Below are 14,352 nucleotides of genomic sequence, written 5' to 3' on the forward strand. Positions count from 1 at the left end.
CGTCGCCAACCCGCTGGGCAATGCGCGATTCACACTCCTGCGGGTGAGTCGCCCGGGGTGCGACGTCACCGGTCAGGCGGGGAATCCGGCGACCCGCAGAGCATGCACGAGATCCCAGCGGCGCTCGTCCGACACGCCCCGGGCGGCCTCCAGCAGGAGCGGTACGAGGCGACGCGGATCGGGTTCGGCGCTGCGGGCGGTCTCCTCGGGGGCACGGGCCCGCACATACGCGTCGAGCAGCACGCGCACCTCGCGGTGCAGCCCCTCGGCGGCCAGGGCGAGGACGGCCTCCCCGACTTCGCCCGGCGGCCGCGCGACGCCCTGCCGCAGCATCTGCTGCCCGTCCCCCGCCCGCCCGGCCGCGACCAGCGCGTCGGCGGCGGCGACCAGCCGCCCGGCGGGCAGTGCGGCGGCCTCCCACAGCACGGTCTGCCAGTCGGCGTCCAGCCCGGCGAGGTGCAGCCGCTCCGCGAGCAGCGGAAACCGGGCGGGCTGCCACGAGGCGACCTCGGCCAGCACCGCGTGGGCCTCCCCACTGCGGCCCTCGCTCCGCAGCCGGGCCAGCACTTCCACGGTCCGTCCGACGTCGGCCCGGTCCGCGGCCCCGGCCACACCGGCCTCCCGAGCCGGGCGCTGCACCACCGCCTCCTCGGCGACCCCGGCGAAGCGCGCGCCCCGGGGGGTGCGGCCGGTGGCCGTGGGGGCGGGTGCGGGCAGGTCCCGGACGGCAGCGGGCGGCACGGCGACGGGTACGGCTTCCTCGTCCACCATCCCGGCGAAGCGGGCACTGCCGCGACGGCGTTTGCGTTGCTTGGGGGCAGGGGGTGGAGGGGCCGGCGGTTCGGGAACCGGAGCGGCGAACACGCCGGGGACGGCCGGGGCTGAAGCCCAGGCGGGAGGCCCGTCGAACGTGCCGTCCACGACGGCCTCCCGGTGCGCGGCCCGACCCGCCGGATACTGCGGGGCCAGCCGCCCCGCCCCCGGGGCCCCGGCACCGTCCCCGGCGTCATACCGCCCGGCGGCATCGGTTCCGTCGTAGCGCCGGGGGCCGGGGCCGGACATGCCACCCGCGACGGCCTCCCCGGGCGCGGCCCGGCCCGCCGGATGCTGCCGGGTGAGCCGCCCCGCCCGCGGGGCTCCGGCGGCGCCGGTCCCGGCCGGGGGTGTCCCGGGCTCGTACGGATCTCCGGTGGGTGGCGGTTCGGACCCGGTGCCGCTCAGCCCGTCGCCGTCGTCCCACGCCCTCGGGGACACCTGCTGCTCACGCCGGTCCACGTGAGCCAGCCGTGCCCGGAGTTCCGCGCACCGCGCACCGGCCCGTTCGTGGTCGTCGCGTGCCCAGGCCAGGTCCAGGCGCAGGGCGTCCGCCTGTTCGCGGGTCGTGGCCGAGGTGAGGTGGCGGGCCAGGGCGGCCTGGCGTTCGGCGGCGTACTTCTGTTCGCGCAGCATGGCGTCGAGGCGGTCGCCGAGGGCGTCGCGGCCCCCGGGCCGGGTGTCGTACGCGGCGAGTGCGGCGGCGTGCAGGGCGCGGGCGTGGTCCGTCTCCGGGTCGGCTCCCCCCGGGCCGTACTGCCCGGCGAGGTCCTGGAGCAGGGCCTCGACCACGTCCCAGGGCGGCATCTCGCGCCCGTCGAGACAGGCCCGCATGCCCTCCGGGTCGCGCTGCCAGAACACCGCGCACCAGCCGCCGGACGGGTCGAGACGCGCCAGCAGACCGCCCAGGTAGGTCGCGAACTCCCCGACTTCAGCCGGGAGTTGATCCGCCGCCATCGCTCAACTCCCGTGAGACCGGAGCACTCCGTCCCGTAGGCAACACCAGTCGTGTTACGGGCGTGCTACGGGGAGTTTTCACGCGCGGCGCGGGAGCCTCAGAGGGGCGCCAGCGCGCACCGCCCGGCCAGTTCGTCCATGGACAGCCCGAGCGCTCCGGCAAGCGCGGACACCGTGAAGAAGGCCGGGGTCGGAGCCCGCCCGGTCTCGATCTTCCGGAGGGTCTCCGCGGAGATGCCCGCGCTCGCCGCGATCTCCGTCATGCTCCGGCCGCCGCGCGCCTCACGCAGCAGCTTGCCGAGCCGCTCGCCGCGTTCGCGCTCTTCGGGGGTGAGAGGGGTGCGTACCATGGCCCCATTCTAATACCGGTATAGTAATTGGCATGGTTGAGCTCAAGACAGACACTTCCATCGACGCGATGTACGAGGCGGGCCAGGTCGTCGCCCGCGCCCTGACGGCCGCGCAGAAGGCCGCCGACGTGGGCGTCTCCCTGCTGGAACTGGACGAGGTGGCGCACGACGTACTGCGCGGGGCGGGCGCGACCTCACCCTTTCTGGGGTACCGCCCGTCCTTCGCACCGACCCCCTTCCCGGCCGTCCTCTGCGTCTCCGTCAACGACGCGATCGTCCACGGCGTCCCGGGCCGCTACCGCCTGCGCGACGGCGACCTCGTCTCCATCGACTTCGGTGCCGAGCTGGGCGGCTGGGTCGGCGACTCCGCGCTCAGCTTCGTCGTGGGCACCCCGCGCGAGGCGGATCTCCGCCTGATCGAGACCGTCGAGCGGGCCCTCGCGGCCGGCATCGAGGCGGCCGTCGTGGGCAACCGCATCGGCGACATCGCCCATGCGATCGGCACGGTGTGCCGGAGCGCCGGTTACGGCATCCCGGACGGCTTCGGCGGCCACGGCATCGGCCGCCGCATGCACGAGGATCCCGGAGTGCCGAACGAGGGCCGTCCCGGGCGCGGCATGCGGCTCCGGCACGGCATGGTGCTGGCGATCGAGCCCATGGTCATCGCGGGCGGCACGGACGACTTCCACGCGGCCCCCGATGGCTGGACCCTGAAGACGAACGACGGTTCCCGCGCCGCCCACGCGGAGCACACGGTGGCGATCACGGAGTCCGGGCCGAGGATCCTGACCGCCCGCTGACAACCTCACCACACGTTCCTTTTCCTCCCGGTATGCCCCGAAGGTGCCCCTGGCCGACGATCGTGCGAAGGTGTTCTACGAGCGCGCCCCAGGTGTAACCGGCTGCCACCCGGGTTACCCGACCCCGGCACGTCGACCAGCGAGGGCGTCCCTCGCCCGCGCGCCGGGGACGCCGGGAACGGAAGGCCCATGAGCAGCGGCTTCACCAGCCCGGAGGGCTACGGCTCGGATCCCTTCGGAGAATTCCTCGCACGCTTCTTCGGCGGACCGCGTCCCGGTCCCCGGCAGATCGATCTCGGCCGGCTGCTCAGTCAGCCGGCCCGGGAGCTCGTCCGCGGCGCCGCCCAGTACGCCGCCGAGCACGGCAGCCGGGACCTCGACACGCAGCATCTGCTGCGGGCGGCGCTCGCCACCGAGCCCACCCGCACCCTGCTCAGCAAGGCCGGCGCGAATCCCGACTCACTGGCGTCGCAGATCGACGACCGGTCGGGGCCCGCCCAGCACACGCCGGACGACGCTCCGCCGCCGACCGCCCTCTCGCTCACCCCGGCCGCCAAGCGGGCCCTGCTGGACGCGCACGACATGGCCCGGGCCCGCGGCTACGGCTACATCGGCCCGGAGCACGTGCTGAGCGCCCTCGCGTCGAACCCCGACTCGGCGGCCGGGCACATCCTCAACGCGGCCCGCTTCGCCCCCTCCGAACCGCCCGAGGCGCCCGAGGTGCCGCAGTCCGAGCGCCCGCGCCCGACGAACACGCCGACCCTCGACAAGTACGGCCGTGACCTCACCGAGCTGGCCCGGCAGGGCCGGATCGACCCGGTGATCGGCCGGGACGAGGAGATCGAGCAGACCGTCGAGGTCCTCTCCCGGCGCGGCAAGAACAACCCGGTGCTGATCGGTGACGCGGGCGTCGGCAAGACGGCCATCGTGGAGGGGCTGGCGCAGCGCATCTCCGAGGCGGACGTGCCCGACGTGCTGATCGGGCGCCGCGTGGTCGCCCTGGACCTGACGGGCGTGGTCGCGGGCACCCGCTACCGGGGTGACTTCGAGGAGCGGATGAACAACATCGTGGGTGAGATCCGCGCCCACTCCGACCAGCTGATCATCTTCATCGACGAGCTGCACACGGTCGTGGGCGCCGGTTCCGGTGGCGGCGACGGCAGCTCGATGGACGCCGGCAACATCCTCAAGCCGGCCCTGGCCCGGGGCGAGCTGCACATCGTGGGCGCCACCACGCTGGAGGAGTACCGCAGGATCGAGAAGGACGCGGCGCTGGCCCGCCGCTTCCAGCCGATCATGGTGCCGGAGCCGACCGCCGCGGACGCGATCGAGATCCTGCGCGGCCTGCAGGACCGCTACGAGGCCCACCATCAGGTCCGCTACACCGACGAGGCCCTGGTCACGGCCGTGGAGCTGTCGGACCGCTACCTCACCGACCGCCGGCTGCCCGACAAGGCGATCGACCTGATCGACCAGGCCGGTGCCCGGGTGCGGCTGCGGGCCCGGACCAAGGGCACGGACGTACGAGCCCTGGAACGGGAGCTGGAACAGCTGACCCGGGACAAGGACCAGGCGGTCGCGGACGAGAGTTACGAGCAGGCCACCCAGTTGCGCGACCGGATCGTGGACGTGAAGCGGCGGATCACCGAGGCCGGCGGCGACGGCGAGGTCGACGAGGGCCAGGACCTGGTGGTCGGGGCCGAGGCGATCGCCGAGGTGGTGTCCCGGCAGACCGGCATCCCGGTCAGCAGCCTCACCCAGGAGGAGAAGGACCGCCTGCTGGGCCTGGAGGAGCACCTGCACCAGCGGGTGGTCGGACAGGACGAGGCCGTGCGGGTCGTCTCGGACGCGGTGCTGCGCTCCCGCGCCGGGCTCGCGTCTCCCGACCGGCCGATCGGCAGTTTCCTGTTCCTCGGCCCGACGGGCGTCGGCAAGACCGAACTGGCCCGGGCGCTCGCCGAGGTCCTGTTCGGCAGCGAGGACCGCATGGTCCGCCTCGACATGAGCGAGTACCAGGAGCGGCACACCGTCAGCCGCCTGGTCGGCGCCCCGCCCGGTTACGTCGGCCACGAGGAGGCGGGCCAGCTCACCGAGGTCGTGCGCCGCCACCCGTACTCGCTGCTCCTGCTGGACGAGGTGGAGAAGGCCCACCCGGACGTCTTCAACATCCTGCTCCAGGTCCTCGACGACGGCCGCCTGACCGACTCCCAGGGCCGCACGGTGGACTTCACCAACACGGTCATCGTCATGACCAGCAACCTCGGCTCCGAGGCGATCACCCGCCGCGGCGCCTCCGTGGGCTTCGCGTCGGGCGGCGCGGACGCGGACGAGGAGGCCCGGCGCGAGCAGATCCTGCGCCCGCTGCGCGAGCACTTCCGCCCCGAGTTCCTCAACCGCATCGACGAGATCGTCGTCTTCCGCCAGCTCACCACGGAGCAGCTGCGCCGGATCACCAACCTCCTGCTGGACCGCACCCGGTCCCTGGTGGAGGGCAAGGGCATCACGGTGACCTTCAGCGACCGGGCGGTGGAATGGCTGGCCGAGCGCGGCTACCAGCCGGAGTACGGCGCCCGCCCGCTCCGCCGCACGATCCAGCGCGAGGTGGACAACGAGCTGTCACGCCTGCTGCTGGACGGCAGGGTCGACGAGGGCGGCCGGGTGACGGTGGACGTGGAGGACAACCGCCTGGTCTTCGAGACGCAGGGTGCGACCGAGCCCTAGAGGGGCGCGGGGCTGTCTCGATGTGCGGCTCCGCCGCGTGGGCGCGCTCAGTCCCCACGCCCCCGCACCCGGCCCTCAGCGCACAGGCCGCACCACCATCGCCGATCCGCCGCCACGCCGTACGGTCTCCGCTGCTGCCAGCCATTTCCCGCCGGGCAGCCGCTGCACACCCGTGGCCGCACCGATCTCCGGGTTCGCCTTGAAGGAGTGCCCGATCGCTTCGAGCCGCTTCCTCACGTCACCGTCGAGCCCCGGTTCCAGCTCGGTCTGCGCGGCATTGCGCTGACTCGCCCGGGGCGCGGCGATCGCGTCGACGAGCGGCAGCCCCCGGTCCAGGAACCCGGTGAGCGTCTGCAGCACCGTCGTGATGATCGTCGCGCCGCCCGGCGACCCCAGCGCCACCACGGGCCGCTCGTGCCGGTCGAGCACGATCGTCGGCGACATCGAGGACCGGGGCCGCTTCCCCGGCCCCGGCAGGTTCGGGTCGTGCACGGCCGGGTTCGCCGGGGTGAAGGAGAAGTCCGTCAGCTCGTTGTTGAGGATGAACCCCCGCCCGGGGACGGTGATCCCGCTGCCACCGGTCTGCTCGATGGTGAGGGTGTAGGAGACGACGTTGCCCCACTTGTCGGCCACGGTCAGATGCGTGGTGCTGTCACCCTCGTAGGTCGTGGGAGCGGCCGTACCGCCGGAGCCGCAGGCCTTCGGGTCGCGCGGATCGCCCGGCGTCACCGGGCTGGCCAGCACCGCGTCGTCCTTGATGAGGCACTCGCGCGAGTCGGCGAACCGCTGCGACAGCAGTTCCTTCGTCGGCACGTCCTCGAAGGCGGGGTCGCCCACCCACCGGCCCCGGTCGGCGAAGGCGATCCGGCTGGCCTCGATGAAGCGGTGCAGATAGCGCGCCTTGCTCGCCTTGGACAGATCGGTCCGCTCGAGGATGTTGAGCGCCTCACCGACGGTCGTGCCTCCGGAGGAGGACGGCGCCATGGAGTAGACACCGAGGCCGCGGTAGGAGGTCCTGGTGGGCGCCTGGAGCTTGGTGCGGTAGGCGGCCAGATCCTTCGCGGTCAGGTCGCCGGGCCGGGCGTTCCAGCCGGAGTCCGGGTCCACCGGCGGCTTGTTGACCGTGTCGACGATGTCCCGGCCGAGTCGGCCGTGGTAGATCGCGTCGACGCCCTTGCGCCCCAACTCGGCGTACGTACGGGCGAGATCGGGGTTCTTGAAGGTGGAGCCGACGGCGGGGAGCCGGCCGCCCGGCAGGAACAGGTCGGCGGTGTCCGGGAAGTAGCGGAAGCGGGTCTCGTTGGACGCCGTCTGCGAGCGGAAGGTCTCGTCGACGGTGAAGCCGTCGCGGGCGAGCCGCTCGGCCGGCTTCAGCACGCTGGAGAGCCGCTTGCTGCCCCACCGGTCGAGCGCCGTCTGCCAGGTGGCGGGCGTGCCGGGGGTGCCGACGCTGAGGCCGCTGCTGACGGCTTCGGCGAAGGGGACGGGCGAGCCGTTCTCGACGAACAGGTTCTTGTCGGCACTCAGCGGGGCGGTCTCTCGGCCGTCGATGGTGCGTACGGTCCGGGACTCGGCGTCGTAGTAGACGAAGTAGCCGCCTCCGCCGATGCCGGCGGAGTAGGGCTCGGTGACGCCGAGCGCGGCGGCCGTGGCGACGGCCGCGTCGACGGCGTTGCCGCCCTTGCGCAGGACCTCGATCCCGGCGGCGGACGCGTCGGGGTCGACGCTGGAGACGGCGCCGCCGTAGCCGACGGCCAGCGGGGATTTCTCACCCCCGGGGCTCTGGGCGGCGGGTGGCGGCGCCGCCGCTCCCACCGACACCACCACGGCGGCCGAAACCGCCAGGACCGTCAGATTCCGTGCGACAGGGCGACGCATCCGCACCTCCAGTCAAAGGCCGTCCGCGCAGCTTAATTCATCGCCATGGCAGCGTCAGGCAGGCGTCGAACACCGGTGCGTCGGGCCCGCTACCATGCGCGCCCATGAATGACGACGTGCGCAACATCGTCCTGGGCGTGATAGCGGCGGGCATCAGCGCCGCGCTCGGCTGGGTGGCCCGCACCTATCTCTACCGGCGCAAGCTCCGCCGCAAGCAGGCGTTCTTCGGGCTGCCCGACAATTCCGAGTCCCTGCTGGTCGTGAACCGCGGTGCCACGGGGCCGGAGTTGACGGTGATGCGCTATGACGTGTTCGCGCTTCTCGAACTCGCCGCGCTGATCAAGGACTGCAACGCCCACGCGCAGATCCTCCCGCACGACACCGCACGCCAGGGCTTCGGTGAGCGCACCGAGTTCTGCGTGGGCGGGCCGGCGTCGAACCGCCGTATGGCGGCCCATCTGTCCTCCCTGCTTCCCGGGGTGCGGGTGAACGTGGACGCCGAACCGGGTCCGGACCGCGGCTGCTTCCTCGTCGGCTCGGAGCGCTACCGCGTGGAGAACGGCAGGGAGGAGTACGCGCTGCTCGCCCGGCTCACCGCCGAGCGCAGCCAGAACGTTCGTCCGGTGTTCCTCTTCTGCGGCCAGACGTCGATCACCAACCAGGCCACCACCCGCTACCTCGCCCGCAACCACGAGCGACTGGCCCGCAAGTACGGCAACAGCCCCTTCGTGCTGCTGCTCAAGGTGATCAACTCGCAGGCGTACGGTCCGGACGTCGTCGAACTGGTGGAGGACGTGACGCGCGCCGCGCAGACCGCACTGCCCGCCGCGGCGGCTCCACGCAACACCCACCGTGCCTCCTGAAGTCCTCCACTCCTCAACAATCGTTACTGGCACGTAACTTACCGACGGGTTACCACCGGTAAAGAGCTGAGGTTACCGTTCGGTCACTTTGCACTTACACGAGTGAGGAGTGACCCGTGGGACTCCACCGCAAGGCCCTGCGCACCACCGCCGTAGGCGCCGTCTCGGCGACCCTGGTCGCCGGCACCGCCCTCGGAATCGCCCCCACCGCCCAGGCGGCGCCGAGCCCCGTCCGCTTCGTCGACATCGCCGGCGACGGCGGCACCGTCCTCAAGGCCAACGTCGTCACCCCGGCCGGCGCCCGCGGCACCGACCGCTTCCCGCTGCTCGTCATGCCCACGAGCTGGGGGCTGCCCCAGATCGAGTACCTGGCCCAGGCACAGAAGCTCGCCGACTCCGGGTACGTCGTGGTCACCTACAACGTGCGCGGGTTCTGGCAGTCGGGCGGCGAGATAGAAGTGGCGGGCCCGCCCGATGTCGCCGACGCGTCGAAGGTCATCGATTGGGCGCTCGCCCACACCCCCGCGGACGCCGGGCACATCGGCATGGCGGGCGTCTCCTACGGCGCGGGCATCAGCCTGCTCACCGCCGCCCACGACAAGCGGGTCAAGGCGGTCGCCTCACTCAGCGGCTGGGCCGACCTGATCGGCTCGATCTACGCCGGGCGCACCCAGCACCTCCAGGCAGCCGCCCTGCTGGACGGCGCGAGCGTGGTGACGGGCCGCCAGAGCCCGGAACTCCGGCAGACCTTCGACGACTTCTACAGCTCCAACCTGGCGAAGGAACCGGAGCTCATCGCCTGGGGGAAGAAACGTTCCGCTGCGACCTATGTCGACCGGATCAACGAGAACGGCGCGGCGATCATGCTCGCCAACGCCTGGGGCGACAGCGTCTTCCCGCCCAACCAGTACGCCGACTTCTACGAGAAGCTGACCGGCCCGAAGCGGCTGGAGATGCGGCCCGGTGACCACGCCACCGCCGAACTGACCGGCCTGTTCGGCCTGCCCAACGACGTGTGGAAAGACACCGGGCGCTGGTTCGACCACTATCTCAGGGGCGAGGACAACGGCATCGACCGCGAGCAGCCCGTCCAGCTCAAGTCCCGCTCCACGGGCGGCTACGAGGGCTACCCGGACTGGAAGTCGGCGGGGGCGACAGACCGCAAGATCGCCCTCGGAGGCTCGAAGACGATCCGCGCGAACGTGAACTCAGGGGCGGACGGCGGTGTCGTCTTCCTGTCCAGCATCCTCGACCAGGTGGCCAAGCTGCCGCCGACGGCCTCGATCCCGCTGCTCCCCCGCCGCTGGGCCGCCGTCTGGCAGTCGGAGAAGTACGCCACGGCCCAACAGGTGCGCGGAACGACGGCGTTGCACACGGCTCTCACCCCGACCAAGGAGAGCGGCACCCTCGTCGCCTACCTGTACGACGTGGGGCCGCTCGGCCTCGGCAAGCTGGTCACCCACGCGCCGTACACCTTCCACGGGCGCACCCCCGGGAAACCGTTCGGCGTCGACCTGGAGCTGTACTCCACGGCCTACGACGTCCCGGCCGGGCATCGCCTCGCCCTGGTCGTCGACACGGTCGACCCGCTCTACATCGAGCACAACCCGTCCGGCGCGCAGCTGACCTTCTCCTCGCCGGCGAACGACCCGTCGTACGTGTCGGTTCCGCTGCGCGAGCAGTGATCTCCGGCTGCCGCCGGACGGGCCTGGCCGATGTGAACCGCCGCCCCAGCGGCCTTCGGGCCCTGGGGGCCGCACCCGGTGGGAATCGCCCCGCGGACCGGGCGGGCGGTCTGCTCACCCCTGGCGGGATCGGCGGCCTTCGGCGAAGTCCCCCTCTCCGACAGGGATGAAGGGCACATCGTAGTCGAGGTCCGAACCGATGGGCCGTCCGGAGCCTGCCCGTTCAGTGCTTGAGGATCTTGGAGAGGAAGTCCTTGGCGCGGTCGCTGCTCGGGTTGGTGAAGAACTCGTCGGGGGTGCGATCCTCGACGATCCGGCCGTCGGACATGAAGACGACGCGGTTGGCGGCCGAGCGGGCGAAGCCCATCTCGTGTGTGACGACGATCATGGTCATGCCGTCGCGGGCCAGTTGCTTCATGACCTCCAGCACCTCGTTGATCATCTCCGGGTCGAGGGCCGAGGTCGGCTCGTCGAAGAGCATCGCCTTGGGCTCCATGGCCAGGGCGCGGGCGATGGCCACGCGCTGCTGCTGACCTCCGGAGAGCTGCGCCGGGTACTTGTCCGCCTGATCGGCGACGCCGACCCGGTCGAGGAGTTCACGGGAACGCTTGTCGGCGTCCTCCTTCCGGCGCCCGCGGACCTTGACCTGCCCCAGGGAGATGTTCTGCAGGACGGTTTTGTGGGCGAAGAGGTTGAACGACTGGAAGACCATGCCGACGTCCGCGCGCAGCCGGGCCAGGGGCTTGCCCTCGTCCGGCAGCGGCTGCCCGTCGAGGACGATCTCCCCGGACTCGATGGTCTCCAGCCGGTTGATCGCCCGGCACAGGGTGGACTTCCCCGACCCCGACGGGCCGATGACCACGACCACCTCCCCCCGGCTGACGGTGAGGTTGATGTCCTGCAGGACATGCAGCTCCCCGAAGTGCTTGTTGACGTCACGCAGCTCGATCAGCGGATCGACGGCCATGCTCAGCCCTACTCACTCTCAGCTGTGTGGTGGTTGCCGCAACGTATCCAGGCAAGATCGAACTTGTCGGGCGACACGCACTTTTCGATCATTAGCCGTATTTACGTCGGACTTTGGGCCAAAGGTTACGGCCATGGGGCTCACGACTCCGCGACTTCCGCGTACAGCTGCGACAGCTCGGGCACTCCGTACGCGGCCCACTCGTGGCCGGAGTCGACCACGTCGAACTCACGGCCGGAGTCCAGCCGTACGACGGGCTGCCCGTCGGGACGGATCTCCCAGGCGGCGCCCGGCACGGTGCGCACGATGACGCTGCCCAGGTAGAGACCGGCGTCGTTGCCGAGCCAGGTCAAGGTGTCCTCGTCGTCCCGCCAGCGCGGCAGGAGCTGATCCAGTGCCTCCAGCGAGGCCGCCGTGTCGTCCAGCCGGACACCCGCCCGGGACGCCTGGGAGCGGAGCAGTTCACACTCGGCGAGGAGCTCCGCGATGCCTGCCGGGTCGGGGACCCCGACCTTCTGGCGCCGGTTGCCCAGGAAAGGGATGTTCATACGTCCAGCCTGTCATTCGTACCGCCGTACGCACCACAGGGCGCGCGGGCCCGCCGATCCCGGTCGGGTTCAGGCCGAGTTCACCCATTGCGCGTTGACGGGTCTCTCACGTCTCCCTAGTTTCACCGTGCGTCTTGCGTCTCGGCTGTCGTTGTCCCTTGTGTTGCGTCCCTGCGTTTCGTCTGTCGCGTCGTGTGTCGTTGAGCGGGAGGAGTCGGCCGTGCGCCGATGTGTCCGGGGGATCCTGGTCGCCCTGGCCCTGTGCGGGTCGCTGGTCCCGGCGGTCTCCGCGCGGGCCGTCGAGGAGAGACGGGCCGCGCCGGTGCCGCTGGAGCGCCTGTTCGACAATGTAGCCGTCAGCGACGACAGCTCGCCCGGAGAGGCCGACTTCGACGGTTTTGGCGCCTCCCTGTCCGCGCGGGACCTCACCGCCGCGGGCTGGACACCCGGCCGCGCGCTCACCGTGCAGGGGGCCCGGCTGACCTGGCCGAAGCGCCGGCCCGGTGAGCCCGACAACGTCCGCGCCGCCGGGCAGGACGTCCGGGTCACGGGACGCGGGGACGCCCTGGCCTTCCTGGTGGCAGGCACCGCCGGCACGGAGGTGGGCGGCCCGGGCACGGTCACGTACACGAACGGCACCCGCTCCGGGTACCGGCTGACCGCGCCCGACTGGCGCACCGGGCCGCTCGCGACCAAGGCGTTGGCCCTGCCGCACATCAACACGCCCGGTGGCCAACTCGCCCGGCCGGTCCGCCTGTACGTCGTGACGGTGCCGCTGGTTCCGGGGCGCGCGGTGGCCTCGGTCCGGTTGCCGAGCGCGGCCGGGCTGCACGTCTTCGCGGTGTCGGTACGGACCGCCACACTGGGCTGGACGGGCAGCTGGACGACGGCCACGGGTGGCTATGCCGCCGTGGGCCCCTGGACCGACCGGACGCTGCGGCTGGTCGTGCACACGTCGGCCGGCGGGCCCCGGGTGCGGGTGCGGTTCGACAACACCTTCGCGGCGGCTCCGGTACGGATCGGGCGCGCGACGGTCGCGGTGCAGGCGGCGGGCGCGGCCTCGCGGGGCACCCCGGTGGCGCTGTCGTTCGGCGGTGCGGCGGGCGTGGCGATCCCAGCCGGGGGCCAGGCGTACAGCGATCCGCTCGGCTTCTCCGTCCCGGCGGGCGTCAATCTGCTGGTGAGCTTCCATCTGCCCGGGACGGTGGCGGCCGCGCCCGTGCACGGGCTCGCCCAGCAGCGCTCCTACGTCAGTGAGCCCGGCGATCACGCGGCGGACGGCGCCGCCGGTGCGTACACCTCGGTGATCACCCGCTGGCCGCTGCTGGCCGGGGTCGACGTGAGCGGTGGTCCCGGGTCCGTGGTGCTGCTCGGGGACTCGATCACCGACGGCGACAAGTCCACGGTGGACGCGAACCGGCGCTGGCCGGACGTCCTGGCCGGCCGGCTCCTGAAGCAGAGCGCCGTCCCGCGCTACGGCGTGCTGAACCTGGGTGTCTCGGGCAACCGCGTGGTCACCGACCGGTACCCCGGCGACGGAGTGTCCACGGACACGGCCGGGGTAAGCGCCCTGCACCGCTTCGACCGGGACGTCCTCGCCCAGCCGTCGGCGCGTACCGCAGTCGTCTTCGAGGGCATCAACGACCTGCGGTGGGGCACCTCGGCGGAGCAGGTGATCGCGGGGCTGCGGGAGCTCGTGGCGCGCGGGCAGGCCCGGGGACTGAAGATGCTCGCGGCGACGGTCCTGCCCTGTGAGGGCGAGACGCGGTGCACCGCGGCCGTCGACGGCGAGCGGGTCGCGGTGAACGAGTGGATCCGCGACGGCGGGGCTTTCGACGGCGTGCTCGACTTCGACGCGGTGGTCCGCGATCCTCAGCGCCCGTCGCGGATGCTCCCCGCGTACGACAGCGGGGACCATCTGCATCCGGGCGACACGGGGCTGGCGGCCCTGGCGGACTCGGTCGACCTGCGGCTGCTGCGGCCCTAGACGTCCAGGTCCACGACCACGGGCGCGTGGTCCGAGGCGCCCTTGCCCTTGCGCTCCTCGCGGTCCACGTACGCGTCGCTGACGGCCTTCGCGAACGGCGCGTTGGCGTACACCAGGTCGATGCGCATGCCGCGGTTCTTCGGGAAGCAGAGCTGGCGGTAGTCCCAGTACGTGAACGGGTGGTCGTACTTGAGGGGCCGCGGGACGACGTCCGACAGGCCGGCCTCGCGCAGGGAGGCCAGGGCGGCGCGCTCGGCGGGGGTGACGTGCGTGGAGCCGACGTAGGCGGCCGGGTCGAAGACGTCGTCGTCCGTCGGCGCCACGTTGTAGTCGCCCATCACCGCGAAGGGGCGGCTGCCCGCCGCGTCACCGGCCACGGCGGCCTTGAGGGCCTCGAACCACTGGAGCTTGTAGGCGTAGTGCGGGTGGTCCACCTCACGGCCGTTCGGCACGTACACCGACCAGACGCGGAGCGGGCCGCACGTCGCCGAGATGGCGCGGGGCTCCACCGAGCCGTCGAACCCGGGATCGCCGGGCAGGCCCTTGACGACGTCCTCGATGCCGACGCGGGAGAGCACCGCCACACCGTTCCACCGGCCGGTCGCGTGGACCGCGGCCTCGTAGCCCAGCTCGCGCAGTTGCTCCGCGGGGAACTGCTCCTCGGCGACCTTGGCCTCCTGGAGGCACAGCACGTCCGTGCCGCTGCTCTCCAGCCAGGCCAGGAGCCTCGGCAGGCGGGCGGTGATCGAGTTCACGTTCCAGGTCGCGATGCGCATGTCCCAC

At 72.2% G+C, this 14,352-nt stretch carries 11 protein-coding genes; 5 read left to right on the forward strand and 6 right to left on the reverse strand.

All coding sequences use genetic code 11. The annotated features are described in order from the left end of the window. Nucleotides 1-72: 72 nt before the first annotated feature. Nucleotides 73-1,770: a hypothetical protein gene (locus IO24_RS0116835; protein WP_031136538.1), complete on the reverse strand. Its 1,698-nt coding sequence runs from the start codon at nt 1,768-1,770 to the stop codon at nt 73-75. Nucleotides 1,771-1,868: 98 nt separating this feature from the next. Beyond that, the gene (locus IO24_RS0116840) at nt 1,869-2,120 is read right to left on the reverse strand and encodes a helix-turn-helix domain-containing protein (protein WP_031136540.1); all 252 of its coding nucleotides are present in this window, start codon (nt 2,118-2,120) and stop codon (nt 1,869-1,871) included. A gap of 32 nt (nt 2,121-2,152) precedes the next feature. On the opposite strand from IO24_RS0116840, the gene map reads away from it, so the two are divergent. Further along, nucleotides 2,153-2,920 carry a type I methionyl aminopeptidase gene (gene map, locus IO24_RS0116845; RefSeq protein ID WP_031136543.1) on the forward strand — a complete coding sequence of 256 codons (768 nt, stop codon included), beginning with the start codon at nt 2,153-2,155 and terminating at the stop codon, nt 2,918-2,920. 189 nt (nt 2,921-3,109) lie between these two features. Continuing rightward, nucleotides 3,110-5,641 carry an ATP-dependent Clp protease ATP-binding subunit gene (locus IO24_RS0116850; protein WP_031136545.1) on the forward strand — a complete coding sequence of 844 codons (2,532 nt, stop codon included), beginning with the start codon at nt 3,110-3,112 and terminating at the stop codon, nt 5,639-5,641. A 75-nt stretch (nt 5,642-5,716) separates the two neighbouring features. Here IO24_RS0116850 and ggt read toward each other — a convergent pair whose 3' ends face one another. Continuing rightward, nucleotides 5,717-7,519 carry a gamma-glutamyltransferase gene (gene ggt, locus IO24_RS0116855; RefSeq protein WP_031136546.1) on the reverse strand — a complete coding sequence of 601 codons (1,803 nt, stop codon included), beginning with the start codon at nt 7,517-7,519 and terminating at the stop codon, nt 5,717-5,719. A gap of 104 nt (nt 7,520-7,623) precedes the next feature. Between ggt and IO24_RS0116860 the strand changes: the two genes are divergently transcribed. Together IO24_RS0116860 and IO24_RS0116865 are read left to right on the forward strand one after the other, a co-directional pair. After that, a complete protein-coding gene (locus tag IO24_RS0116860; protein WP_031136548.1) occupies nt 7,624-8,382 on the forward strand; it encodes a hypothetical protein in 759 nt (252 codons plus the stop codon). Nucleotides 8,383-8,498: 116 nt separating this feature from the next. Next, nucleotides 8,499-10,067 carry an alpha/beta fold hydrolase gene (locus IO24_RS0116865; RefSeq protein WP_031136550.1) on the forward strand — a complete coding sequence of 523 codons (1,569 nt, stop codon included), beginning with the start codon at nt 8,499-8,501 and terminating at the stop codon, nt 10,065-10,067. Between the two features lie 223 nt (nt 10,068-10,290). Here IO24_RS0116865 and IO24_RS0116870 read toward each other — a convergent pair whose 3' ends face one another. Then, nucleotides 10,291-11,034: an amino acid ABC transporter ATP-binding protein gene (locus tag IO24_RS0116870; RefSeq protein WP_031136552.1), complete on the reverse strand. Its 744-nt coding sequence runs from the start codon at nt 11,032-11,034 to the stop codon at nt 10,291-10,293. Nucleotides 11,035-11,174: 140 nt separating this feature from the next. After that, nucleotides 11,175-11,582, reverse strand: coding sequence for a DUF6278 family protein (locus tag IO24_RS0116875; protein WP_031136555.1), 408 nt, complete (start codon nt 11,580-11,582; stop codon nt 11,175-11,177). A gap of 220 nt (nt 11,583-11,802) precedes the next feature. On the opposite strand from IO24_RS0116875, the gene IO24_RS0116880 reads away from it, so the two are divergent. Further along, nucleotides 11,803-13,569 carry an SGNH/GDSL hydrolase family protein gene (locus tag IO24_RS0116880; RefSeq protein ID WP_031136556.1) on the forward strand — a complete coding sequence of 589 codons (1,767 nt, stop codon included), beginning with the start codon at nt 11,803-11,805 and terminating at the stop codon, nt 13,567-13,569. On the opposite strand, the gene IO24_RS0116885 is transcribed toward IO24_RS0116880, so the two are convergent. Continuing rightward, nucleotides 13,566-14,345 carry an exodeoxyribonuclease III gene (locus IO24_RS0116885; RefSeq protein WP_031136558.1) on the reverse strand — a complete coding sequence of 260 codons (780 nt, stop codon included), beginning with the start codon at nt 14,343-14,345 and terminating at the stop codon, nt 13,566-13,568. The two genes, IO24_RS0116880 and IO24_RS0116885, sit on opposite strands and share 4 nt — an antisense overlap. Between the last annotated feature and the right edge of the window lie 7 nt (nt 14,346-14,352).

It is taken from the genome of Streptomyces flavovariabilis (genome assembly GCF_000725785.1).
In the GTDB taxonomy this organism is placed as follows: Bacteria; Actinomycetota; Actinomycetes; order Streptomycetales; family Streptomycetaceae; genus Streptomyces; species Streptomyces hawaiiensis.